18 protein-coding genes are annotated in these 21,572 nt (G+C 63.8%); 9 read left to right on the forward strand and 9 right to left on the reverse strand.

Going from position 1 to position 21,572, the window contains the following annotated elements; translation table 11 throughout:
* The first annotated feature begins 34 nt into the window (after window positions 1-34).
* The 3 genes from H0194_RS08105 to H0194_RS08115 all read left to right on the forward strand — a co-directional run bounded on the left by H0194_RS08105 (window position 35) and on the right by H0194_RS08115 (window position 5,331).
* Complete coding sequence (locus tag H0194_RS08105; RefSeq protein ID WP_185175424.1) at window positions 35-1,219, forward strand: bifunctional 2-methylcitrate synthase/citrate synthase; 1,185 nt, start codon at window positions 35-37, stop codon at window positions 1,217-1,219.
* An 85-nt stretch (window positions 1,220-1,304) separates the two neighbouring features.
* Entirely contained in the window at window positions 1,305-1,742 is a 438-nt protein-coding gene (locus H0194_RS08110; protein ID WP_185175425.1) for a hypothetical protein, read from the forward strand.
* Between the two features lie 157 nt (window positions 1,743-1,899).
* Window positions 1,900-5,331 carry a pyruvate carboxylase gene (locus tag H0194_RS08115; RefSeq protein ID WP_185175426.1) on the forward strand — a complete coding sequence of 1,144 codons (3,432 nt, stop codon included), beginning with the start codon at window positions 1,900-1,902 and terminating at the stop codon, window positions 5,329-5,331.
* A 95-nt stretch (window positions 5,332-5,426) separates the two neighbouring features.
* Here H0194_RS08115 and H0194_RS08120 read toward each other — a convergent pair whose 3' ends face one another.
* Window positions 5,427-7,205: an acetyl/propionyl/methylcrotonyl-CoA carboxylase subunit alpha gene (locus tag H0194_RS08120; protein WP_185175427.1), complete on the reverse strand. Its 1,779-nt coding sequence runs from the start codon at window positions 7,203-7,205 to the stop codon at window positions 5,427-5,429.
* Window positions 7,206-7,421: 216 nt separating this feature from the next.
* Complete coding sequence (locus H0194_RS08125; RefSeq protein ID WP_185175428.1) at window positions 7,422-8,342, reverse strand: sulfurtransferase; 921 nt, start codon at window positions 8,340-8,342, stop codon at window positions 7,422-7,424.
* 310 nt (window positions 8,343-8,652) lie between these two features.
* On the opposite strand from H0194_RS08125, the gene H0194_RS08130 reads away from it, so the two are divergent.
* Window positions 8,653-9,741: a Cj0069 family protein gene (locus H0194_RS08130; RefSeq protein WP_185175429.1), complete on the forward strand. Its 1,089-nt coding sequence runs from the start codon at window positions 8,653-8,655 to the stop codon at window positions 9,739-9,741.
* A gap of 135 nt (window positions 9,742-9,876) precedes the next feature.
* Here H0194_RS08130 and H0194_RS08135 read toward each other — a convergent pair whose 3' ends face one another.
* The 7 genes from H0194_RS08135 to H0194_RS08165 all read right to left on the reverse strand — a co-directional run bounded on the left by H0194_RS08135 (window position 9,877) and on the right by H0194_RS08165 (window position 16,809).
* Window positions 9,877-10,344, reverse strand: a complete 468-nt coding sequence (locus H0194_RS08135) for a DUF3151 domain-containing protein (RefSeq protein ID WP_185175430.1) — start codon at window positions 10,342-10,344, stop codon at window positions 9,877-9,879.
* Between the two features lie 117 nt (window positions 10,345-10,461).
* Complete coding sequence (locus tag H0194_RS08140; RefSeq protein WP_185175431.1) at window positions 10,462-11,046, reverse strand: hypothetical protein; 585 nt, start codon at window positions 11,044-11,046, stop codon at window positions 10,462-10,464.
* A 149-nt stretch (window positions 11,047-11,195) separates the two neighbouring features.
* Window positions 11,196-12,713 carry a site-specific DNA-methyltransferase gene (locus H0194_RS08145; protein ID WP_185175432.1) on the reverse strand — a complete coding sequence of 506 codons (1,518 nt, stop codon included), beginning with the start codon at window positions 12,711-12,713 and terminating at the stop codon, window positions 11,196-11,198.
* Window positions 12,714-12,755: 42 nt separating this feature from the next.
* Window positions 12,756-13,361, reverse strand: coding sequence for a Maf family protein (locus tag H0194_RS08150; RefSeq protein WP_185175433.1), 606 nt, complete (start codon window positions 13,359-13,361; stop codon window positions 12,756-12,758).
* Between the two features lie 30 nt (window positions 13,362-13,391).
* Window positions 13,392-13,595 (reverse strand): acyl-CoA carboxylase subunit epsilon, encoded by a 204-nt coding sequence (locus tag H0194_RS08155; RefSeq protein ID WP_185175434.1) that lies wholly within the window; start codon window positions 13,593-13,595, stop codon window positions 13,392-13,394.
* A gap of 11 nt (window positions 13,596-13,606) precedes the next feature.
* On the reverse strand, window positions 13,607-15,169 hold the full coding sequence (locus tag H0194_RS08160) for an acyl-CoA carboxylase subunit beta (RefSeq protein ID WP_185175435.1): 1,563 nt from the start codon (window positions 15,167-15,169) through the stop codon (window positions 13,607-13,609).
* Between the two features lie 11 nt (window positions 15,170-15,180).
* The gene (locus tag H0194_RS08165) at window positions 15,181-16,809 is read right to left on the reverse strand and encodes an acyl-CoA carboxylase subunit beta (protein ID WP_185175436.1); all 1,629 of its coding nucleotides are present in this window, start codon (window positions 16,807-16,809) and stop codon (window positions 15,181-15,183) included.
* 882 nt (window positions 16,810-17,691) lie between these two features.
* On the opposite strand from H0194_RS08165, the gene H0194_RS08170 reads away from it, so the two are divergent.
* The 5 genes from H0194_RS08170 (at window position 17,692) to H0194_RS08190 (ending at window position 21,533) form a co-directional block, all read left to right on the forward strand.
* Window positions 17,692-18,570 (forward strand): biotin--[acetyl-CoA-carboxylase] ligase, encoded by an 879-nt coding sequence (locus H0194_RS08170; protein ID WP_185175437.1) that lies wholly within the window; start codon window positions 17,692-17,694, stop codon window positions 18,568-18,570.
* An 84-nt stretch (window positions 18,571-18,654) separates the two neighbouring features.
* Window positions 18,655-19,125 (forward strand): PH domain-containing protein, encoded by a 471-nt coding sequence (locus tag H0194_RS08175; protein ID WP_185175438.1) that lies wholly within the window; start codon window positions 18,655-18,657, stop codon window positions 19,123-19,125.
* Window positions 19,126-19,177: 52 nt separating this feature from the next.
* Complete coding sequence (locus H0194_RS08180) at window positions 19,178-20,425, forward strand: 5-(carboxyamino)imidazole ribonucleotide synthase (protein WP_246388854.1); 1,248 nt, start codon at window positions 19,178-19,180, stop codon at window positions 20,423-20,425.
* 89 nt (window positions 20,426-20,514) lie between these two features.
* Window positions 20,515-21,027, forward strand: coding sequence for a 5-(carboxyamino)imidazole ribonucleotide mutase (purE, locus tag H0194_RS08185; protein WP_185175439.1), 513 nt, complete (start codon window positions 20,515-20,517; stop codon window positions 21,025-21,027).
* Window positions 21,027-21,533: a YdcF family protein gene (locus H0194_RS08190; protein ID WP_246388856.1), complete on the forward strand. Its 507-nt coding sequence runs from the start codon at window positions 21,027-21,029 to the stop codon at window positions 21,531-21,533. The genes purE and H0194_RS08190 overlap by 1 nt, the downstream gene beginning before the upstream one ends.
* The last annotated feature ends 39 nt before the right edge of the window (window positions 21,534-21,572 follow it).

Below are 21,572 nucleotides of genomic sequence, written 5' to 3' on the forward strand. Positions count from 1 at the left end.
TCCGTTAACGACTACTACGACAAGGAGAAAGACCATGTCTGACACCACTGCTTCCACGAACACCGACAAGAAGACCGAACAGCCGGAGGTCCGCAAGGGCCTCTACGGCGTGGTCGTGGACGAGACCGCGATTTCCAAGGTGGTCCCGGAAACCAACTCCCTGACCTACCGCGGCTACCCCGTCCAGGAGCTCGCCCGCTACACCTCCTTCGAAGAGGTGGCCTACCTGCTGTGGAACGGCCGCCTGCCTAAGCAAGAATCTCTCATCCGCTTCTCCGCTCGCGAAAAGGCGCTGCGCCACCTGGACCGTCACCTCATTGACCTGATTATGTCCATGCCGCTGTCCTGCCACCCCATGGACGTGCTGCGCACCGCGGTGTCCTTCATCGGCGCCCAGGACCCGGAGGAGTACACCAAGGACTCCGAGCACATCCGCCGCACCGCGCTGGAGCTCATGGCCAAGATCCCCACCATCATCGCACTGGACATCCGCCGCCGTCGCGGCGAAGGCTACATCGAGCCCTCGCGCAAGAAGGGATTCGCGGAGAACTTCCTGTGGATGGTCTTCGGCGAGGAGGAAGGCTCCCCGGCGCTCAACCGCGCTGACGTGGAGGCCTTTGACAAGTCCCTTATCCTCTATGCCGAGCACTCCTTCAACGCTTCGACCTTCACCGGACGCGTGATTACCTCTACGATGTCTGACACCTACTCCGCCATCGTGGGCGCCATCGGCGCACTCAAGGGCCCGCTGCACGGCGGCGCCAACGAGGCCGTCATGAAGAACTTCCTGGAGATTGACGATCCCGCGAAGGTGGAGGAGTGGACCAAGAACAAGTTGGCCAACAAGGAACTGGTCATGGGCTTCGGTCACCGCGTGTACAAGAAGGGGGACTCGCGCGTGCCGACCATGGAGGCCGCCTTCAAGGAGCTGGCCGCCAACCACGGGCAGGAAAAGTGGGTGGAGATGTACGACATCATGGCCCAGACCATGTACGACAACACCTCGATCAATATCCGCCCGAACCTGGACTTCCCAGCCGGCCCGGCGTACCACATTCTGGGCTTTGACATCGAGTTCTTCACGCCTATCTTCGTCATGGCGCGCATCACCGGCTGGACCGCGCACATCGTTGAACAGAACGAAAACAACTCGCTCATCCGCCCGCTGTCCGCGTACGTCGGCGAGGAACAGCGCACCGTTCCGCCGAAGTCTTTCTAGCCCCGGGCAACGGCGGGGGAGTGCGCGTGGAAAATATATCCATAATAAGTTTCTCTGTGACGCGAAATAACCTAATATTTCTCACATGAACAGGGATTCTGCGGGAGTGGAACAGTGGACCACCGGGCGCGAATTGGGCGCCGCCCGGTGGTGGCGCGTCCCCTGGGTCGAGGTGCTGTTTCTCCTTCTCGGCATCATCCGTATCGCGCTGCATTTTAGGATTCCCCACTGGCAAGAGGATGGCCTCTTTGACGGTGTCATCCTCGTCTTTGTTGGTGCCATTGCGCTGACCATGTCGGTGATGCTCCTCAACGTCTCCGTGAACACACTTATTTTTGATCTCGCCCACGTGGTTGGCGGGCTGGCCATCGCTACTTTCGTCATCTGGTATCCTTTCGGCGAGATCCCCGTTGGGGTCATGCTGTTTTTGTGGGTGAGCTTCGCCATGATTTTCGCCGGCATGTCCAGTGCGGTCCGACGCGTGGGTGCACGGATGTTCCCCACGTGGCACGACGAGTACTAAATCAGCGAGTCAATCGCGGCACTCCAGGCGGGAGCGCTACCCGCGAGGGGTGAGAATTGTTCTACTTTTCGGGGCATAAGTCACGTCGTTGTACTAAATTAGATCAATGTCATAGCAAAGTGAGTGAAGTCACCAATGCGAAAGGACCACCCTTAACGTGCCAGCTCAACAGCTTCCTTCCTTTAGAAAAATTCTCGTTGCAAACCGCGGCGAAATCGCAGTGCGCGCGTTCCGCGCCGCTTTTGAGACCGGCGCGAAGACCGTTGCCGTGTACCCGCGCGAGGACCGCAATTCCTTCCACCGCTCCTTCGCGGACGAGGCCGTACGAATCGGGGAAACCGGCTCGCCGGTAAAGGCCTACCTGGACATTGATGAGATGATCCGCGCCGCCAAGAAGTCCGGCGCGGACGCCATTTACCCCGGTTATGGTTTCCTCTCCGAGCGCACCGAACTCGCGCAAGCCTGTGCCGACAACGGCATCACCTTTATCGGCCCCGCCCCGTCCACCCTGGACCTGACCGGCGACAAGGCCGCCGCCGTCGAAGCCGCGGAGGCCGCGGGCCTGCCTACCCTCCAAGACTCCGAGCCCTCCACGGACGTCGATAAGCTCGCAGAGTACGCGAAGGACTTCACCTTCCCAGTCTTCGTCAAGGCCGTGGCAGGCGGCGGTGGTCGCGGCATGCGCTTCGTCGAGAGGCCCGAAGACCTCAAGGAAAAGGCCGCCGAGGCCTCCCGCGAGGCCGAGGCCGCGTTCGGCGACGGCCACGTTTACCTCGAGACCGCGGTGATTCGCCCGCAACACATCGAGGTGCAGATCCTGGCGGACTCCCAGGGGAACGTCATGCACCTGTTTGAGCGTGACTGCTCCCTGCAGCGCCGCCACCAGAAGGTCGTGGAAATTGCCCCTGCGCCGTTCCTGGACCCAGAGCTACGCGACCGCATCTGTGCCGACGCCGTCAAGTTCTGCGAGCACATTAAGTACCAGGGTGCGGGAACCGTGGAATTCCTCGTCGATGAAAACGGAAACCACGTTTTCATCGAGATGAACCCGCGCGTGCAGGTGGAGCACACCGTGACCGAAGAGGTTACCGGCGTGGACATCGTGAAGTCCCAGATGTATATCGCCGCCGGCGCCTCCCTGGAGGACCTAGACCTGCGTCAGGAAGACATCAAGCTCACCGGCTCCGCGCTGCAGTGCCGCATCACCACGGAGGACCCCAACAACGGTTTCCGCCCGGACACCGGCACCCTGACCGCATACCGTTCGCCGGGCGGCGCGGGTGTGCGTCTCGACGGCGCGGCGTCTGTCGGCGCCGAGATTTCCCCCAACTTCGACTCCCTGCTGGTCAAGATGACCTGTCGCGGCGTGGACTTCAAGACCGCCGTGGCGCGTGCACAGCGTGCCCTCAACGAATTCACCGTCGCGGGCGTGTCGACGAACATCGGCTTCCTGCGCGCACTCCTGCGCGAGCCTGACTTCGTCAACAAGCGCGTGGACACCGGTTTCATCAACGAGCACCCGGACCTACTCAAGGCACCACCGGCCGTGGACGAGTCCGGCCGCATCATCGACTTCATCGCGGACGTGACGGTGAACAAGCCGAACGGCGAGCGCCCCACAAAGCTGCGCCCCTTTGACAAGATCCCAGCGTTCGACAAGTCCGCGCCGCTCCCGCGCGGTTCCCGCGACGACCTGCTGGAGCTGGGGCCGAAGGCTTGGGCGGAAAAGATCCGCCAGCAGCCTGCGCTCGGCGTGACGGATACGACCTTCCGCGACGCGCACCAGTCCCTGCTGGCTACCCGCGTGCGCGGCACCGACCTCGTCACCGCCGCGGAGGCCGTGGCGCGGATGACGCCGAACCTGTTCTCCGTGGAGGCCTGGGGCGGCGCGACCTACGACGTCGCCATGCGCTTCCTCAAGGAAGACCCCTGGGTGCGCCTGGATCTGCTGCGCGAAGCCATGCCGAACCAGAACATCCAGATGCTGCTGCGCGGCCGTAACACCGTGGGCTATACCCCGTACCCGGATGATGTCTGTCGCGCCTTCGTCCAGGAGGCCGCCAAGTCTGGTGTGGATATCTTCCGTATCTTCGACGCGCTCAACGACGTCTCCCAGATGCGCCCGGCTATCGACGCCGTGCTGGAGACCGGCACCACCGTCGTTGAGGTGGCCATGGCGTACTCCGGCGACATGTGCTCGCCGAAGGAAAACCTCTACACGCTGGATTACTACCTCAAGCTGGCCGAAGAGATCGTCAACTCCGGTGCACACGTGCTGGCCATCAAGGACATGGCCGGCCTGCTGCGGCCGGAGTCCGCGTCCAAGCTTGTGATGGCGCTGCGCAGGGAATTCGACCTGCCCATCCACGTGCACACCCACGACACCGCAGGCGGCCAGTTGGCCACCTACTACGCGGCGGCACTGTCCGGCGCGGACGTCGTGGATGGCGCCTCCGCGCCGCTGGCGGGCACCACCTCCCAGCCGTCGCTGTCCGCCATCGTGGCGGCGTTTAGCAACTCCTCGCGCGACACTGGCTTGGACCTGCAAGCCATTTCCGACTTGGAGCCGTACTGGGAGGCCGTGCGCCAGCTCTACCGCCCGTTCGAAAACGGCATCCCGGGCCCGACCGGGCGCGTGTACAAGCATGAAATCCCCGGCGGCCAGCTGTCCAACCTGCGCGCCCAGGCCGTGGCGCTGGGCCTGGAGGATCGCTTCGAGATCATCGAAGACAACTACGCTTCCGTCAACGAGATGCTCGGCCGCCCCACCAAGGTCACCCCGTCCTCCAAGGTGGTCGGCGATCTGGCCCTGCACCTCGTAGGTGCGGGCGTGGACCCGGCCGACTTTGCGGAGAACCCGCAGAAGTACGACATCCCGGACTCCGTCATTGCCTTCCTGCGCGGCGAGCTGGGTACCCCTCCGGGCGGCTGGCCGGAGCTGCGTGACCGTGTGCTGTCCTCCCGCACCCCGGGTGAGGTCACGATCAAGGACGTGCCGGAAGAGGAAAAGCCGCACCTGACCTCCGAGAACTCCACCGAGCGCCGCGAGGCTCTCAACCGCCTGCTGTTCCCGAAGCAGTTCGAGGAGTTCAACGAGTTCCGCCGCCAGTACGGCAATACCGAGGCGCTCACGGACACGGTGTTCCTCTACGGCCTGGAGGAGGGCAACGACTACACGGTGCACTACTTCCCGGAGGGCTCCAACGACCGCGCGGACCTCAAGCCCATCACCCTTCGCCTGGACGCCATTGGCGAGCCGGATGAGAAGGGCATGCGCAACGTGGTGCTTAACGTCAACGGCCAGATCCGCCCGATGAAGGTCCGCGACAACAACGTCGAGTCCTCCGTCGCCGCGGTGGAGAAGGCCGACCCCGCCAACGACGGCCACGTGGCCGCGCCGTTCGCGGGCGTCGTCAGCGCGACCGTGAACGCCGGCGACGAGGTCAAGGCCGGCGACCAGGTGGCCGTCATCGAGGCCATGAAGATGGAGGCCTCCATCTCTGCCACCAAGGACGGCGTCATCGAGCGCGTCGCCATCGCCGCCGCCACCAAGGTTGAGGGTGGTGACCTCATCGCGGTGATTAAGTAGGCGAAGGAACGCGAAACCCCGGCTCCAGGATTCGAGCCGGGGTTTCGCAGTTGTTGCACACTATGCGGCGCCGGTAGCGGTGCCGCACGGAGAAACTACTTGATGTCCATCAAGGCAGCGCCCTTGTTGATCTGGGAGCCGGTCTCGACGGCGAGGCCGGTGACGGTGCCGGACTTGTGGGCCTTGACGGGGTTTTCCATCTTCATGGCCTCGAGGACCACGAGGACGTCGCCCTCGGCCACTTCCTGGCCTTCCTCGATGTTGACCTTGATGACGGTGCCCTGCATCGGCGCGGCTACAGTGTCACCGGAGGCGGCAGCCTTGGAGCCGGCGCCGCGGCGTTTCTTGGACTTCTTGCGTGGTGACGCCCCGCCGAACATCAGGTTGCCGGGCAGCGCGACCTCGAGGCGGCGGCCGTCGACCTCCACCGCGATGACCTTGCGCGGGGTCTCCTCGGCGTCGTCGTCAGCATCGACGGTGGCGCCGGAGTCGATGCCCTCTGGCAGGCCTGCCCACTCTTCTTCGATCCACTTGGTGTAGACGTCGAAGCCCTCGCCGTTGCCCACGAACGCCGGGTCCTCAATGACCGCCTGGTGGAACGGGATGACCGTCGGCAGGCCGGAAATCTTGTACTCCGCCAGCGCGCGGCGGGCACGCTGCAGGGCCTGGTCGCGGTCCGCGCCCCAGACGATGAGCTTGGCCAGCATGGAGTCGAACTGGCCACCGATAACGGTGCCCGCCACCATGCCGGAATCCACGCGCACGCCCGGGCCGGCTGGCTCGGCGTACTCGACCACGGTGCCCGGGGATGGCATGAAGCCCGCGGCGACGTCCTCGCCGTTGATGCGGAACTCGAAGGCGTGGCCGCGCGGGGCCGGGTCCTCGGTGAACGGCAGCTCGCCGCCTTCAGCAATGCGGAACTGCTCGCGCACCAGGTCCACACCGGTGGTCTCCTCGGTGACGGGGTGCTCCACCTGGAGGCGGGTGTTGACCTCAAGGAAGGAGATCAGGCCGTCGGAGCCCACGAGGTACTCCACAGTGCCCGCGCCGTAGTAGCCTGCCTCGCGGCAGATGCGCTTGGCGGACTCATGGATGGAAGCGCGCTGTTCGTCGCTGAGGAACGGCGCCGGGGCCTCTTCCACGAGCTTCTGGAAGCGGCGCTGCAGGGAGCAGTCGCGGGTACCCATGACCACGACATTGCCGTGCTGGTCCGCCAGCACCTGGGCCTCGACGTGGCGGGCCTTGTCCAGGTAACGCTCCACGAAGCACTCGCCGCGGCCGAAGGCCTTGACGGCCTCGCGGGTAGCGGACTCGAACAGCTCGGGGATTTCTTCGCGGGTGTGCGCGACCTTCATGCCGCGGCCGCCGCCGCCGAAGGCTGCCTTGATGGCCACAGGTAGGCCGTGTTCGTCAGCGAAAGCGAGGACCTCGTCAGCGTCGGCGACCGGGTCCTTGGTGCCCGGCGCCATCGGGGCGTCGGCACGCTCAGCGATGTGGCGTGCGGTGACCTTATCGCCCAAGTCGGCGATGGACTTCGGGGACGGGCCAATCCAGATGAGGCCGGCGTCGATGACTGCCTGGGCGAAGTCAGCGTTCTCGGACAGGAAGCCGTAGCCCGGGTGGACGGCGTTAGCGCCGGACTTTTCCGCGGCACCGAGGATCTTGTCGAAGTCGAGGTAGGAGTCGGCGGCAGTCTGACCACCGAGGGCGAAGGCCTCGTCGGCCATGGACACGAATGGGGCGTCGGCGTCGGGCTCGGCGTACACCGCCACCGAGGCGATGCCTGCGTCCTTGGCCGCGCGGATGACGCGCACCGCGATTTCACCGCGGTTAGCGATGAGTACCTTGGTGATCTTCTTCGTTTCTACTGCCACGGCAGGAGTCCTCCTGATGATGATGAACCGGGAAAATTTATTGTAAAACCGCAGTCTATTGTTGCACACCAAAACATGAGTAAACCGTCAGATATTGAAAAAATGTTTTCCACGGCAAAAATACCTGCATATAGGGTCGGGGTGCGACACGACGAACGCCCGGGGTGCTCCCCCCGGGCGTCGGAAAGTGTTGTGTGCGGTCGCGCGGAGCGAACGTTAACGCTCAATAGGCATGCGGACCATGTTGCCCCACTCAGCCCAGGAGCCGTCGTAGTGGCGGACGTTGTCCATGCCAATGAGATTGGTGAGGATGAACCACACCAGCGCGGACTGTGCGCCCAAGTGAGAATACAGGACGGTTTCCGTGCCGCGGTCCAACTCCGCATACAGTTCCTCGAGGTCCGCCATGGCGCGGAAGCAGGAATTGGGGAAGACCGCCGCGTCCCACGGCAGGTTGACTGCGCCTGGGATGTGGCCGTGGCGCATGGTCGCGTGCGCGTGTGGGTCAATGGCTGCGGACACGGAAGTGCTGTAACGGTTCTCCACGCCTTCGCCATCTGGCAGGCCGTCGGTGGCCACGATGCCGTTGTACTCGCCCTTGGCGCGCGTATCGACGATCGCGAGATCGTCGGCGCGGTCCTTGAGCTCCGCGACGAAGATGCGCAGCGCGTTGTCGTTTCTTTCGACGACGGGATAGTCGGTGGTGAGACGCTCCGGAACCATGAAGGAGGTGTCGCGCTCTTCGGTCATCCAAGCGTCGCGGCCTCCATCGAGCAGGCGCACGTCCTCGTGGCCGAACAGCTTGAACACCCAGTAGGCGTAGGCCGCCCACCAGTTGGCCTTGTCGCCGTAGAGTACGACGGTGTCGTCGCGCTCGATACCCTTGTCGCTCATGAGGGCGGCGAAGGCTTCGCCGTCGATGATGTCGCGGGTCACCGGGTCGGTGAGGTCTTTGTTGAAGTCAAGGCGGATAGCGGACGGGAGGTGGCCAATGTCGTACAGGACCGAGTCCTCGTCACATTCAATGACCACCAGGCCCTTCGTTCCCAGACGTGCAGACAGCCACGGTGCGGACACGAGGGTCTCGGGGTGAGCGTAGTCCTGGAATGGTTGATGCGGATCAGCTGGCGCAGCCACGTGCTTGTCGGCCTTTCGTTGTCACGGGAGTAAAAAGAAGGAGTAGGGAAAATCTCGACTTCCTACACTATCGCTTCAACGGGGAAATGGTCACGTGGGGAGGGAAACTGTGGTGGGGCACACTTATATTGAGGCCTCAAAGGTGTAGTGAAAAGTGGGGGACAGATCACTTAGCTTCGCTCTGCGGAGGCACAACACTTCCAGTACCGTGGAAATTGAGAGTTGATATGACCTCTCATGTTCTGCCGCACGATGCGACGGCCACCGTGATCATCGTGAGGCGCACTCGCGATCGAAAGGGTAAACAATCGTGCATAAGGCAATCGTTGTATTTGAAGTTGAGGGCGGAAACGACAAGGGTGAGGACGGCCACCGCAAGGACACGATGCCTATCGTGAACTCCATTAAGGAGCAGGGCTGGGACTCCGAGGTCATCTACTTCCACCCGGATAACGCTGAAGAGATTTTCGAGAAGGTTTCCCATAACTTCGATGGCTACATCTCCCGCGTGAACCCGGGTAACATCCCTGGTGGCGAGAAGGGCTACTTCGACATGCTGACCAAGCTGTCCGAGGCTGGGCTGGTGGGAATGTCCACCCCGGCCGAGATGATGGCCTACGGCGCGAAGGACGCCCTGGTGAAGCTGAACGACACCGACCTGGTTCCGGCTGACACCGCCGCATACTACGACGTTGAGTCCTTCCACGAGACCTTCCCTAAGTCCCTGTCCTACGGCGAGCGCGTTCTCAAGCAAAACCGTGGTTCCACCGGTTCCGGCATTTGGCGCGTGCAGCTGGTGGACAAGGAGCTGGCTGAGTCTGTCGAGCCGGGCACCGCTCTGCCGCTGGACACCAAGATCAAGTGCACCGAGGCAGTGGATAACCACACCGAGGAGCGTGAGCTGGGTGACTTCATGGACTTCTGCGACCAGTACATCATCGGTGACAACGGCATGCTCGTGGACATGCGCTTCATGCCGCGCATCGTTGAGGGCGAGATCCGCATCTTGCTCGTTGGCCCGCACCCGGTTTTCGTTGTGCACAAGAAGCCGGCCGAGGGCGGCGACAACTTCTCCGCAACCCTGTTCTCCGGCGCGAAGTACACCTACGACAAGCCGGAGGCATGGCAGGAGCTCGTCGACATGTTCGCTGAGGCCCGCCCGGTCATCGCTGAGAAGCTCGGCGGCGACAACATCCCGCTGATTTGGACCGCAGACTTCATGCTGGCCGACGGCGAGAACGGCGAGGACACCTACGTTCTCGGCGAGATCAACTGCTCCTGCGTTGGCTTCACCTCTGAGTTGGACATGGGCATCCAGGAAATGGTGGCTAAGGAAGCAATCGGCCGTTGCGAAGAGAAGAACCGGGTGAAGTTCACCGAGTTCCACGGCAACGATTAATAATGCCTAGGCGGCGAGGCTCCCCTCCCGCCGCTACGGCTAAAGGTCGGGACCCAAAGGTCGGATACGCTCGTGCGCGAGCTTGAATCCGACCTTTGGGTCCCGACTTTTGTGTATTTGGTCGCCGCCAGAGATCTAGCTGTCGAGGAGCGTGGCCACGCAGTCTGGGTCGGCGTCGGACAGCATCTGGCGGAGTCGGTCGTACTCTTCGTCCTCGCCGATGGCCTGGGCGGCGTGCGCGAGTGCCGCGATGGCGCGCAGGACACCCTGGTTGGGCTCGTGGGAAAATGGCACCGGGCCCCAGCCCTTCCAACCGTTGCCGCGCAGGCGGTCCAGGCCGCGGTGGTAGCCGGTGCGCGCGTACGCGTAGGCCGTGACGTAATCGCTCGCGCGCAGCTCCGCGCTTTCGTTACCGCGGGCCTCAGCAAGCGCCTGCTCCGCGATGAGCGCCCACACGAGCGGGCTCGCGGGGAATTCCGTAGCCACTTCCTTGAGGGCAGTGGCGAAAACCGGGTTGGTGGGCGCGACCTCCGCGAGCTTCGCGGCGGCCGGATCCACCGGTAGATTCACAGGCGGGGGAGCAAGCATATCTTTCATGTCCATGCAGCTAAGGATATCGGAACGAACGGTAGTGTGGGGACTCGTAGTCTTGGAAACGCAAAAGCCTCAGGAGCTTTACAAATGAAAGCTATTCCTGAGGCAGTGGTGAATCTCGTATGGTTACATGCTTCCGAAATCTTGCTGACCGGAAACAGGACCGCGGTATTGTTGTTGTGCACCATTCTGGGGCGGATGATTAACAGCATCATCCCAAGAGGTGCCGGCAGTGGTGGATGAATAAATGTATTCGTTTGCCTTGTTCTTGAACTGCTCTAGGGCGGACTTGTCAAGGATAGAAACCGTAGCTTCGCTTACGCCTCCGCCATTGTTGGTGACTTGCAAGTTTGCAAGGATGGAATTTGCGGTAAGGGCAGCAAAAAGGAGCATGAACAGTGCCCAACCGAGGCTGAAGCCATTGGAGAAGGTTTGGGCCAGACAGGCCAAAGTCAGTAAGCCGAATAGAATAAGTCGACCGACCTTGACCTTGACTGAAGCGTTTACTCCCGAGATGGAGCCCATCGGCATTGCGCGCTCTTCATAACCGAGCGGAATGATTCCCAAAATCGTATTTGGGACCTTTACTGCGATGCGGCGATTCGTAATGAGGAAGGTGCTGCGCAGCCAAAAGAGAACAAGGTTCGGGCGGAAAGAAATTGAATACATTCCTTTTTCGCCAGGGGCGAGGTTGATGTCAGTTTGAGCCATGAGCCGGGTAATAATGGGATTGGCAGGCCTAGGCAAGTTTAATTCCTTAATTTTCGAAAGATTTTCGCAACTTAAACTCAGCGAGCTTTGCGATCGGGCTCATGAACTCGGCGGGTTAAATTTAGATTAATTAATATTAAACTATATTTTTATTCTGAAATGTAACGCGTTTCGAATTCTTCCACGTGGTTCAGTTCAGCCTGGTGGCCGAAGATATCCACCGCGCGCACCCGTAGGGACCCAGCGTCCCCGGGTGCGTTGTTGTGTGCAGGGAGCTTGGCGACGACCGGCGTGCGGCGCGGTTCGGCTTTGTCAGCCCCGCGGTAGGTGTGCCAGCGGGCGCGGAAGGTCGCGCCGTCGTAGTCGGTATCGATTGCCCAGTACTCGATGAGCGCCAGCGGTTCCGCCGCGTAGAGCGCTGCAAGTTCGAGGTTGTCGGCGGCCCGCACCGCCGCCTCTACGCCGCTGTACCCCGTGAGCTCCACGGTGACGGTGCCGTCAGTGCCGCACTGTAGCGTGGCCGTGATCTGCGCGGGCGCATGTGGCCGTGAAGGGGACAGCGGGTCTGCCCCGAGCATCTCGACGACGAAGGGACGCGCGCCCGCCGCCACCAGCCGGGAGCGGGTAGTGGCGATCGCTGGTTGGCCCACGTCCGCGGTGATCCAGCGCCGCCCGGTAGCCTCCGCCACGGCGGCGGTGGTCCCGGAACCGCAGAAGAAGTCCGCCACCAGCCCGCCCGGCGGGCAGGAGGCCTCCAGGAGCCGCTCGAGCAGTCGCGCCGGTTTCTGGGTGGCGTAGTGCAGACGCTCCGCGGCGTTGCCCCGGATGATGGAGATGTCGTAGAACACGTCGTCTTGGAGTTTGAACTCCTCGTCGAAGTCGAAGAGCACGTCCGCGTCCTCGAGTGGGCGGCCGAGCTCGCGCTCGAGCTTGCGCACGCGGCCGTCGAGAAGCTTGTCCGCGCGCCCCTTGGCCGCACCGAAGGTGACCTTGTTGTCCACCAAGAGGTTGCGGTACCGGGTGCGGTATTCGCTGTCCGCGCCAGCGATGGGTCGGAAATAGTAGCGCTGCCGGTCCTTGGCGTAAGAGAAGATGGTGTCGTGGTTCTGCGGGAAGCGGCGCGAAGTGTTGGACATCTTGCCGTAGCGCCAAATGATTTCGTTGATGAGGTTCTCGGTGCCGAAGACGGCGTCGAGCAGCAGCTTGACGTAATGGCCCACATGCCAGTCGATGTGCACGTAAATCGTTCCCGTGGGGGCGAGGAGCTCGCGCATGAGGAACAGCCGTGGGGCGAGCATGGCCAGGTAGTCGGCGGTACCCACGGTGTCGGAGTAAGCCAGCTGCTTAAAGTCTAGGCCGGGCAGGCGGTGGGTCTTTTCGTAGTGGGCGGCGGAGGCGAAGGGTGGGTCAATGTAGATGAAGTCCACCTGGTCGCGCAGGCTTTCTGGACCGGTGAGTAGGGCAGCGAGGGCGTCGAGGTTGTCGCCGTGGATGAGCCGGCCAGCAGGGCTGGCGGCGGTTATGGCGGCGGTCGACGCCTCGGGGTAGACCTCCTCGTGGAGGCGGAACGCGCCGGGGGAGTGCGCGGCGTGCTCCAGCAGTTCTGCGGCCTGGCGTCGGCCCGCGGCGATGATGTCGGGGAGGGCTTCGATGAGCGACTGTGTCATAGCGTCAGGATGTCCGGGTGTCAGGGCGCCACGGAGGCGCGCTCAGCGGTTCCAGAACTGCGAGGCGTCAAGACCGAAGCCGTAGAGTGCGCGGCGGACGACGGGCAAGGAGAGGCCGATGACGGACGAAGGATCACCCTCAATGCGGTCGATGAACCAGCCACCGAGAGCTTCCAGGGTGAATGCGCCCGCGCACTCCAGAGGTTCGCCGGTAGCGGCGTACGCCGCGATGTCTGCCTCGGAGGCGGCGGCGAAGTGCACCGCGGTCTCGGAGGTCTCCGCGTGCTCGCGTCCGCGGTAGAGGATGCAGTGACCCGTCAGCAGGTACGCGGTCTGGCCCGCCTGGGCATGCCAGCGTTCCACGGTGCGCTCGGCGGTGTGCGGTTTTCCCTGCAGCTCGCCGTGCAACAGCAGCATGGAGTCGCCACCAATGACCACGTCGTCCGGGTAGTCCGCGGCCACTGCGTGGGCCTTAGCGCCCGCCAGTGCCGCGACGATCTCCGCCGGAGGCCGCCCGGTCAACTCTGCCTGGATGGACTCTTCGTCCACGTGCGCCGGGTGCAGCACCGGTTCCGCGCCTGCGGAGCGCAGGATCGAGGCGCGCGACGGCGACTGCGACGCCAACACGATGCGGGGAGGTGTGGTCATGGCGGGCTGAAAGCTCCTGGGCTAGAACTACTAGTAATAGCGGACGTTGCGGAACGCCGAGGGGTTGAACACGGTATCGGGCTGCAGGCGCCCGCCGGAGCGGCCCCACAGGTTGCGCGGACCGGTGTCGCCGGCGCGCTGCGCCTTGGCCTCTTCCTCCAGCTGCGTGAGCACGAGGCCCAGCGCGGCGATCTCGGCCGGGGAGGGCTGGCCCTTTACTACCTTGAAATCCATAGGTGTCCTTTCTACAGCGGCAGGTTGCCGTGCTTCTTCACGTTCGCTGGAGTGATCTTGCGTTCCAGCAGGCGCAGGCCCTCGATGAGGTGGCCGCGGGTCGCGGAGGGCTCGATGACGGCGTCGGCAAGCCCGCGCTCGGCAGCGAGGTACGGGCCCATGTGCTTGTCCGCATAGTCGCTGACCTGCTCGTCGGTGGGCTCGCCGTAAATGGCTTCGGCGGCCACGGAGGCCTGGGCCACCGCAATATCCGCGGTAGGCCACGCGTACACGAGGTCCGCGCCCAAGTCCTTGGAGCCCATCATCACGTACGCCGGACCGATGGCCTTGCGGGTGATGACGGTCAGCGTGCCCACGGAGGCCTCCGCGAAGGCGTAGGCCAGCTTCGCACCGCGGCGCAGCAGGCCCGCCCGCTCTTCCTCCGGGGACGGGATAAAGCCAGGGGAGTCCACGAATTCCACGATGGGGGTGTTGAAGGCATCGCACGTGCGGATAAACCGTGCGCCCTTTTCCGCCGCGCGAGTATCCAGCGCGCCGGCCTGCACCATCGGCTGGTTGGCCACCACGCCCACCACGCGGCCTTCGACGCGGGCGAAGCCGGTGATGAGGTTCGGCGCGTACTCGGCGGACAGCTCGTAGAAGGAACCCTCGTCCACCACGCCGCGAATCACGTCGGCCATGTCGTAGGCGGCCTGGTCCTCGTCCGGGATGATGGAGTCGAGCGCGCGGTCGGCGTCGCTGATGTTGTCAGCGATGGAACCCGCCATCGGGGCCACGGCGGTGCGGGCGGCCTCCGCGCGGTTGTTGGCGGGGAAATACTCCAGCACCTCACGGGCAACGTCGATGGCGTGCGCGTCCGAGTCCGCCACCAGGTGCGCGGTGCCGGATTCGGTGGCATGCACTGCGGCGTCACCAAGCTTGTCGACGGTCGCGTCGGCGTCACCGAAGACCTGCTCCACGACCTTCGGGGTGGCCTGGTGGAGGGCGCCGTCCTGGGAGATAACCACGACGTCGGCAAGCACCGGCGGGAACGCGGCCATACCCTCGTTGTCGCCTACCACCACGGCGACCTGCGGGATAAGGCCGGAGGCGGCGGTCATGCGCGCCATGATGCGGGAGTACATCGCCAGGGTGACGATGCCCTCCTGCACGCGCGGGCCTGCGGATTCGTAGATGCCCACGACGGGCACGCCGGTCTTGAGCGCGAGGTCGTAGAGCTTAGTCAGCTTATCGCCGTAGACCTCGCCCACCGTGCCATCAAAGACGGTGACGTCTTGGGAGAAGACGCACACCTTCTGTCCCGAAATGGTGCCGTAACCGGTGACCACGCCGTCGGTGGCGGGGCGGTCGTGCTCCCGGCCGAAGTCCTTGGAACGGTGGCGCGCCAGGGCGTCGGTTTCCACGAAAGACCCTTCGTCCACCAAGCGGAGGACGCGGTCGCGCGCGGTGAGGCGGCCTGCCTCGCGGGTCGCGGCGGCTACGTCTTCGCCCATGGGTGCGGCGGCTTGGGCCAGGAGATTGCCCAGGTTCTCAATCTTCCCGGCGGTGGTCTTCATGTCCGGATTATCACTCATGGTTGAACAGTTTACAGCGGAATGTTTCCGTGTTTGCGTGCCGGGCGGGCGACGTTCTTGTCCTTGTACAGACGCAGGTAGCGGGAAATCATGCCGCGGGTCTCACTCGGGACGATGACGGCGTCGATGAGACCCCGCTCAGCAGCTTGGTACGGGGTGAGCATGTGGTTTTCGTACTGGCGCTCAAAGGACTCGGTGAGGGCCTCGACGTTGAGGCCGTCTTCCTTGGCCTGGCGCAGCTCGTGGCGGTGGATGAAGCCCACCGCGCCCTTCGCACCCATGACGGCGATCTGCGCGGTCGGCCATGCCAGGTTCACGTCTGCGCCCAGGCCCTTGGAGCCCATCACGCAGTAGGCGCCGCCGTAGGCCTTGCGCATCGTGACGGTGATCTTCGGGACCGTGGCCTCGCCGTAGGCGTACAACAGCTTCGCGCCGCGGCGCAGGATGCCGTTGTGCTCCTGGTCCTTGCCGGGCAGGAAGCCAGGGACGTCGACAAGCAAAACAATCGGGATGTTGAACGCATCGCAGGTGCGCACGAAGCGGGCAGCCTTCTCGGAGGCGTCGATGTCCAAGCAGCCGGCGAACACCATCGGCTGGTTGGCCACGAAGCCCACGGTCTCACCCTCCACGCGGCCGAAGGCGATGACCACGTTCTCGGCGCGCTCGGCCTGAATCTCCATGTACTCGGCGTCGTCGGTGATGGCGGAGATGACGTCGCGGACGTCGTAGGGCGAGGACGGGGAGTCCGGGATGATTTCGTCCAGCGCGAGGTCGTCGGCGGTCATGTGCTCGGATACGTCGCCGGTTTCCGCGTGCGTCTCCAAAGCGGGGGCGAGTTCGCGGTTGTTGGACGGCAGGAATCCCACCAGGTCATGTACCCAGTCCAGGGCGTCTTCGTCCGACTCGGCGGTGTAGTGGGAGTTGCCTGCCGACGTCATGTGGATGTCCGCGCCGCCCAACTCCTCCTGGGTAATCTGCTCGCCGGTCACTGTGGTGATGACGTCCGGGCCGGTGACGAACATCTTGGACTTCTCCTTGACCATGACCACGAAGTCAGTCAAGGCGGGGGAGTAGGCGTTGCCGCCTGCGGAGGCTCCCATGATGACGGAGATCTGCGGCACCACGCCGGAGGCCTTGATGTTCTGGTAGAAGGTTTTGGCGATCCAGTCCAGGGAGACCGCGCCTTCCTGGATGCGGGCGCCGGCGCCCTCGTAGAGGCCGATGAGCGGGCGGCCGGTGGTAACGGCCAGTTCCATAAGCTTGCACATCTTCTCGCCGTAGACCTCGCCGAGGGCGCCGCCGAAGACGGTGCCGTCCTGGCTGAAGATGCAGACCTCGCGGCCGTCGATGGTGCCCCAGCCGGTGACGATGCCGTCGGTGAGCGGGCGCTTGGCGGCCATGCCAAAGTCGTGGGTGCGGTGCTTGACCAGGGCGTCGGTTTCGACGAAGGAGCCCTCATCTAACAGGTAGTCCAGGCGCTCGCGGGCGGTCATGCGGTCCTTGGCGTGGACCTTGTCGATGGCGCGCTGGCCCATCGGCTGCTCTGCCTGTTCGCGGCGGCGCTTGAGGTCAGCGATCTTGTCCGCGGTGGTCGCGGTGGCCAGGCTTTCGAGGTCCGTAGAAGATGAGGAAATGGTCATGTTCGAAGATAATAGGCTGTCACACTGCGGCAATCCAGCGTGAAACGCCAACAATTTAGGTGAGCAAAACAAAAACCCTGCTCAACCCCCGCAAAAAATATGAGGGAAACCTCGCATTCCGGGGGTGAGCCGTGGGGCTAACGCCGTCAGGCATCGGCAAGCGCCCCCGCCCGCCCGTCCTCCCCACTTTCCTCGCATGTGCCCTCCCGTGCCGGCGGTTTTCGGGCAAACGCGTCAAAGTCGGGGCTGGTGACGTGTCTTGAACTACTTAGAGCCTGTTTCACCGGAGGAAACCTTGAGGCCACAGTTCTTTGTCGTCTATTCGCACCGTGTTGAAAGCGCGCTCATTTAGAAAATGGCAGTAGGGCCTTTTGAGTCCCTGTTTTAAGTAGTGGCGGATAAAAAAGGGGGGTGCTATCCATTCCGTTCCAGGCCGCGATCTCAATGTGGGTACGGATCTCTGTGAGCACAAACTCGACTGTGGGTTCCACATCCGTGTCGCACGACATCACGCTAACTGCATCAGGTGCGGTCTCTCCCGTTGTCGTCTTGACGAGTGGTGCGTCGAACGTTCTCCTAGTCTAGGAAGACATCTACGCTCTCGAGACGATTCGGTGAGTTCTGATTTAGTGTCGGCATCGGGCCCTACCTGGCAATAAAAATCCTCGCCATTCCCACGATTACAGCAGGAAGGCGAGGAGCAATGAACTTTGTGATAGCTCTTAGTGCAAGAGGAGCGCAAATGTGAAAGCTCGCCCCGAACTTGCTCCTCATGGTTGAATTTCAACCCTGCCCCCGCAGTTGCATCCGATATTAGCTCAGCTAGGTCGCTCAATGCGAGTGTGTCATGAGGCTCTGAGACCTCGGCGTAAGCTTGAGAGCATGAACTCTTCTGCAAGCACTAGCTCCCAGACCGCTGACGCCATCGACGTCGAAGCCTTGACATCTGCCCTCGTTGAGACCGGCCTGCTAGCCGACGTCCGCTACGTGCCGGAAACCGGCTCTACTAATACTGACTTGCTCAGTGAGGAGAAGGTAGCCGACCGCACCGTGCTGCTCACCAATTCGCAGACCGCCGGCAAGGGACGACTCGGCCGCACCTGGGTGGCGCCGGAAGGCAGCCAGCTCACCTTCTCGCTGTTGGTGGTCCCGCCCAAGGCGGACATTTTGGGCCTGCTCCCGCTGGTCGGCGGACTAGCCGTCACCGATGCGATTCCGGGCACTGTCCTGAAGTGGCCTAACGACGTCCTCATCGACGGCAAGAAGCTATGCGGCATACTCGCTGAGGCCGGCCCGCTGGGCGGCGCCTTTAAATCCGGCAAGAGTGCCGAATACAAGTCCGGCAAGGCCGAGGGTGAGTTCAAGTCCGGCAAGGCGGAAGGAGAGTTGGCGGGGGAGGCGCACCCGGACCTGCGGGCGGTGTTGGGCATGGGCATCAACGTCGGCATGACCCGCGAGCAGCTGCCCGTCGAGCACGCCACGTCGCTAGCACTCGAGGGCAAGGAGACTAACCGCACCCAGCTCGCTATCGACGTTCTCACCGCCCTCGCCAAGCGCCTAGACCAGTGGGAGTCCGGGGATCCGCAGCTCATGGCGGACTACCGCGCGGTGTGCTCGTCCATCGGGCAGGAGGTCCGCCTCGAGGCCCCGACGGGCGATGTCGTGGGAACCGTCGACGCCGTGGCCGACGACGGCCGCATCCAGGTTGCCGGGCAGCTGTACTCCGCCGGCGACGTCACGCACTTGCGCCCAGCCAAGTAGGCCCCGGCCGCACATGGCGGAGACGATAAAGTAGAGACCACCGCCAACGAAGCGGCCGTCACGAAGAAGTGAAAGGAAGGTGCGATGGGCAAGCTCAGCATGCGCGAGGGCGAGATCAAACGCGTGGATGTGACCGCGCCGTACCGCAGCTTCCTTTTCCCCGTCCTGGAGCTGGTACTCATCACCGGCGTGTGCTGGATGGGCATCGGCTGGATTGACGCCAATACTTTTGACCCCACCCAACGCGGCGCGGTGCTGCTGGCGTGGGCGCTGCTCGCCTTGTGGCGCTTCGTCCTTCCCCTCATGCGGGCGCGCCGGCGCCGGTTCATTGTCACCAACCACCGGATCCTCGCGCGCGGCGGAAACTTCGGCGCGCACACGGATTCCATTCCCCTGCGTGACGTCGCTGGAGTGCGTCGTCGCCGCGGTGGGATCACCCTGGCCATCCGCGGATACGATAGACCGCTGTATTTCCCGGATTTGCCCAAGCCGAAGAAGATCGAGCGCATCATCGACGACTCCCTGCAGCAGTTGCACTCGCCCATCTGGCGTTAAAGCCAGGGACGCGGCTTCATGGTCGCGGGCTGTGGTGATTACTATTGACGGCGTGACTACGACTGCTGATAACGCTGATTCCGTTGAACATTCGCCGTTGGAGCTGCCAGGCGTACCCACCGTCACCGTGATCGGTGATGGGCAGCTGGCGCGCATGATGCAGACCGCGGCCATCGAGCTGGGCCTGTCGCTGCGCGTGCTGGCCGGTTCCCGCACCGCGTCGGCGGCGCAGGTGTCCGGCGACGTGCAGCTGGGCGATTACACCAACGTAGATGACCTGCTGCGCGTGACCAAGGGGTCGGCGGCGGTCACCTTTGATCATGAGCACGTGCCCACCGAGCACCTGCAGGCGCTTATCGACGCCGGCTTGTCCGTCCAACCCGGCCCTGGCGCGCTCGTCAACGCCCAGGACAAGCTGGTCATGCGGCGCCGTCTGGCAGAACTTGGCGCGCCGATCCCGGCCTTTGCCGCCATCGATTCCGTGGCCGATGCCGAGGCCTTCTTCGATGAGGTAAAGGGCGCGGTATGCCTCAAGGCCCGCCGCGGCGGCTACGACGGCCACGGCGTGTGGTTCCCGGAAGGCAAGCAGGAGCTGACCGCGCTCGTCGAGAAGCTCTTGGAAGCCGGAACCCCGCTCATGGCTGAGGCGAAGGTGGCCTTGACCCACGAACTTTCTGCTCTGGTGACGCGGCGCCCGTCGGGGGAGACCAAGGCGTGGCAGATCGCCGAGTCCGTGCAAAAGGACGGCATTTGCGTGGAAGCCGTGGCGCCTGCACCGGAGCTGGACCCGCAGCTGGCGGCGCGCGCCGGGCAGCTGGCCATGCTGATTGCTGACAACCTTGGCGTCACGGGTGTGTTGGCGGTGGAGCTGTTCCAGTTCACCAACGCCGACGGCGAGCAGGACATCGCCGTTAACGAGTTGGCCATGCGCCCGCACAACACCGGGCATTGGACGCAGGACGGCTCGGTGACCTCCCAGTTTGAGCAGCACCTGCGCGCGGTGCTCGACTACCCGCTGGGAACCACGGAGGCCACCGCGCCGGTGGCGGTCATGGCCAACGTTCTGGGCGCCCCGGAGGACCCGGAGATGCCGATGCAGGAGCGTGTGCAGCACGTGCTGCGCCGCTTTCCGCAGGCCAAGATCCACCTCTACGGCAAGGAGCACCGTGCGGGCCGCAAGATTGGGCATGTGAACCTTCGTGGCCAGGACTCCGCACAGACCCGGCACGAGGCGCACCTGGCGGCGCAGTTCCTGGTGCAGGCGCAGTGGGAAGACGGCTACGCGCCCAGCGTCGACTAGCCACCCGCTACATTTCGAATAGGTGCCAGCTAAGTTGAGCGGTACGCACAACTCTCACTCACTTTTTAGGGAAGGACAGTGTCACAGTCATGACGGAGCAACCAACACCAGTGGTCGGCCTGATTATGGGCTCGGATTCGGACTGGCCCACCGTGGAGCCTGCCGCGCAGGTCCTCGCCGATTTTGCGGTGCCTTTTGAGGTCGGTGTGGTCTCCGCGCACCGCACCCCGGAGAAGATGCTCAACTACGCCAAGAGTGCCCACGAGCGTGGCCTCAAAGCGATCATCGCGTGCGCTGGTGGCGCCGCGCACCTGCCGGGCATGGTGGCCGCGGCTACCCCGTTGCCGGTTATTGGCATTCCACGTGCACTCGCGGATCTGGACGGCCTGGACTCCTTGCTGTCCATCGTTCAGATGCCCGGCGGCGTCCCCGTGGCCACGGTGTCCATCGGCGGCGCGAAGAACGCCGGCCTGTTGGCCGTGCGCATCTTGGGCGCGGGCGATCCGGCGCTGGTGGAGAAGATGGCTCAGTACCAGGAGGATATGGCCACCGAGGTAGAGCGCAAGGACGCGAATCTCCGCGCGCAGCTGCTGGGGGAGTAGTGTCCCGGCGTTCGGTGCCGCTCCCGCTGCCGGTGGTGGTTCTCGGCTCCCGGCTTATCGACGGCGTGCCGGACGCGCTGTTGCGCGCCCGCCTGGACCGCGCCCTTGAGGTTGCGGACAATGGTGCGCTGTTCGTGGTCACCGGCTTTGGTGAAGCCCACGCCATGCGCGACTACCTGGTGAGCCACGGGGTGCCGCGTCGCCGCGTCATCGTGGAGTCCGAGGCAACGAGCACCAACGAGAATCTGGAGAACGTCCACCGCCTCCTCGCGGAGAAGCATGTGCCTGGGGATACGGGCGACAAGAGTCCGTGGTGGTACGTGGTGACCAACGACTTCCACGTCCGGCGCACCCGGCTGTGGGCGTGGCACTTGGGCCACCACGTGCGTGTGGTGGCGGCGCCGACACCGTGGCCGGACAAGCCGCGGAACTACTTTCGGGAGCTTGTGGCGCTGCCGCATTCCGCGCTGCGAATCGCCTGGCGGCGGTGGCGCGCGGCGCGCTGATCCCCGAACGGGGGTAGTTGGGGGAACTTTCTCGGCTAG

This window comes from Corynebacterium incognita (assembly GCF_014217255.1).
Lineage (GTDB): Bacteria > Actinomycetota > Actinomycetes > Mycobacteriales > Mycobacteriaceae > Corynebacterium > Corynebacterium incognitum.